Here is a 2,744-nt window from a genome sequence, read left to right as displayed (position 1 = left end):
GAGGGCAATGGCTCCCACCACACTCTCGGCCAACCGATCCTGGAGTGCGAAGATGTCATCGAGCGCGCTTTCGAAGCGGTCTGCCCAGATACAGGCTCCACTCGCGGCATCGATGAGCTGTCCCGTCATGCGCACACGATTTTCAACCTTGCGGATGCTGCCTTCCAGGACATAGCGAACCCCGAGGTCGCGTCCGACATCGCGGGCATCGACCGGCCGCGCCTTGTAGGTGAAGCTCGAGTTTCGCGCGATGACGAACAGTTCGGAGAAGCGAGACAGTTCGGTGATGATGTCGTCCACCACGCCATCGGTAAAGTACTCCTGCAGGGCGCCATCGCTGAGGTTGGCGAAAGGAAGAACCGCGATCGAAGGCTTGTCCGGCAGGCAGAGGTTGGGGCCTCCTGTAGTGTGACTTGAGGTGATCGTCCTCGAGGCCGCTGTCTCACGCACGCTGCCCACAAGCGAATGCCTTTGCGCGGAAAGGTCCTGATGAGGCGCTGCTGCTCGCCGCTGTCGCCGATGGCCATTCGGACGGCGTTTATGCGGGTGGTCAGCGCCGACTCCGAGACGATGCGGCCGTTCCAGATTGCGGCAATCAGGGCATCCTTGCTCACCACCGTTTCGCGATTCCTGATGATATAGGCGAGCAGATCGAACACTTGGGGCGTGAGGGGAATAAGCACGCTCCCGCGACGCAACTCACGCCGGTCTGTATCCAGCGCGAAATTTTCAAACAGATAGAGCAAGCTGCCCCTCTTCCAGCGCACCGGCCCTTGCCGGCGATAATTTAAGAAGCCGGTAAGGAAAATGTATGCCGGTTGTGAGGCGCGGGAGCAATCGTCGTGTCACCGTCCTGGTGGTCGAGAAAATCGCCGGGAGGAAGCGTCATGAAATCTCCGCGCCGTCGCTTCCTAAAGTTAGCCTTGGTTGGCGCTGCGCTCCCCTCCATGTCGCGTGTCGCAGCGGCGACAACGTATCCCGAGCGGCCAGTACGCCTGGTTGTACCCCAAGCGTCCGGTGGCGCCGCCGACATTAGCGCGCGGCTCATGGGGCAGTGGCTCTCGGAGCGCCTCGGCCAGCCCTTTGTAGTCGAGAACCGGCCGGGTGCGGGGGCTGTGGGCGAGGCCGTGCCGGGCTACGAGTCGAGTGGCTGGGTCGGCATTGGCGTCCCCAAAAACACGCCGGTTGCGATCGTCGAGAAGCTCAACGCCGAGATCAATGCAGGGCTCGTCGACCCGAGGATCAGAGCGCGACTAGCGGAGTTGGGCGGCAACCCGCTTGTGGGCTTGCCCGCTGACTTCGGCGCGCTCGTTGCCGAGGAAACCCACCGGTGGGCGAAGGTGATCCGCAGCGCCGGTATCAAGCCGGATTGAGGTTGTCACAGAGGAAGCCATGAAAATGCAGTTCGACGAAGTGATCGTGAAACGGCAGCGTCTGCGAGAACTGACCAGTGAGGACGAGGACGGGACTGCCGGTGACATAGTAATCGGCGTCTGCTGGCTGCTCGAAAAGTTCGCCAGCCGCGCCCGCGCGTCGGGGCCCGAGTGCGTCAGCGCAAGAGCCCGCTTTCTCGAGTTGGTGACGGGTGACGAGGATGGTTGGTCGCTCGGCGACTTCTACGAAAGCGCGCTCGCCAAAGCCGTGAGTGAGGATGTTAGAGCGATGAGGCGGGTGCGTTTCATCAACCCTGAGCCATTCGGTGATGGCCGCGTCGTTGGGCGCTCGGCGTGGGATTCCTGGCTCGCGTTTGTTGTTGAACGTGCGGATGGCCTAGACGCTGTCCAGTCTGACCTGATCGGCGACGTGGAATTGCAGGCAGCCGAGTAGAATCAGTGACCTCCATAGCCCGCGAGATCCGCCCGTTTGGTCGCGGGCTACGGCGCATCTCCCTAGCGAAGCGGCCACCGCCCGAACTCAAACTTGAGTACCGCGATGACGAGTTCAGGCCGGCATGCTCGCAAGCACTACTTACAAATGATCATCCATCGAGCGTGAGCTTCGCGCATGAAGTATCCGTGCAGCGGAGCCACCACTGCGTCATTCCAAGGCTGCCAAACTGCGGGTGCGGCCTTTCGTACATGAGCGTGAAATCGCGATTGCCGCAACGCCAGCAGCGCGGCCGATCATCCGTATTTGCAGATGCGGGTGTATCGGTCTCATTGCCATCGGCTCCCTCCCACGTTACGGCGGCTTTATTGTTAAATCCTCGTTGGTCCGCAGATTTTAACAAACAGCGCTACTCCGAAAACGGCAGCAGGAGGAAGTTTTCATTACCCAAAGGTACTACCCTATTCGGAAACCAAGCGTCGATGCAGGTTGCTTCACCCTTGGCCCTAAATTGAAAGTGGCCGAACAACCAGGCGCCGGGCCTCGCCCGATAAAGCCGATCCTAGGCCGAGTATGCCCAGAAGCACTAGATCTACGAGGGCGAATCAGGAACTCGTCGCTAGGGCTTGAACCCAGGCCAGGAGCAACGTAGCGGGTTTTGCAGTGTTACTCCTAGTGTGGAGGGGTCCACGAGAGGGGTGGCCGCGCGTCCGTCGTGGGAAGGGCTTTTACGCCTTTCTCTGGTAACTTGTCCTGTCGTCCTGTTCTCGGCGACATCCGAAGCGGAAACCGTTCGCATCCACCTGATCAATCCGCAGACCAATAACCGCATTAAGATGAAAACCGTCGATGCCGGCACCGCCGAAGACGTGTCTCGGAGCGCGCTGGTGAAGGGCTATCAATTCGCCAAGAACGAG

Annotated in this window: 3 protein-coding genes and 1 pseudogene; 3 read left to right on the top strand and 1 reads right to left on the bottom strand. The window is 60.5% G+C overall.

What is annotated here, in order from left to right; translation table 11 throughout:
- Window positions 1-746: pseudogene (locus RSO01_RS46445) on the bottom strand (winged helix-turn-helix domain-containing protein); the annotation flags it as partial.
- 300 nt (window positions 747-1,046) lie between these two features.
- Here RSO01_RS46445 and RSO01_RS46440 point away from each other — a divergent pair.
- The 3 genes from RSO01_RS46440 to RSO01_RS46430 all read left to right on the top strand — a co-directional run.
- Window positions 1,047-1,373 carry a tripartite tricarboxylate transporter substrate-binding protein gene (locus RSO01_RS46440; RefSeq protein WP_246159264.1) on the top strand — a complete coding sequence of 109 codons (327 nt, stop codon included), beginning with the start codon at window positions 1,047-1,049 and terminating at the stop codon, window positions 1,371-1,373.
- Window positions 1,374-1,398: 25 nt separating this feature from the next.
- Window positions 1,399-1,827, top strand: a complete 429-nt coding sequence (locus RSO01_RS46435) for a hypothetical protein (RefSeq protein WP_170303898.1) — start codon at window positions 1,399-1,401, stop codon at window positions 1,825-1,827.
- A 698-nt stretch (window positions 1,828-2,525) separates the two neighbouring features.
- Window positions 2,526-2,744 (top strand): Ku protein (locus RSO01_RS46430; RefSeq protein WP_308933125.1); only part of this gene is annotated, 219 nt, incomplete at its 3' end.

Source organism: Reyranella soli, assembly GCF_007992495.1.
In the GTDB taxonomy this organism is placed as follows: domain Bacteria; phylum Pseudomonadota; class Alphaproteobacteria; order Reyranellales; family Reyranellaceae; genus Reyranella; species Reyranella soli.
Note: the sequence above shows the minus strand (reverse complement) of the source record. Positions and strands in the feature narration are given on the sequence as shown.

Bases quoted from the DNA above. Each gene is read 5' to 3' on its own strand.
- RSO01_RS46440 (WP_246159264.1), top strand. From the start codon at position 1,047: ATGGGGCAGTGGCTCTCGGAGCGCCTCGGCCAGCCCTTTGTAGTCGAG.
- RSO01_RS46435 (WP_170303898.1), top strand. From the start codon at position 1,399: ATGCAGTTCGACGAAGTGATCGTGAAACGGCAGCGTCTGCGAGAACTG.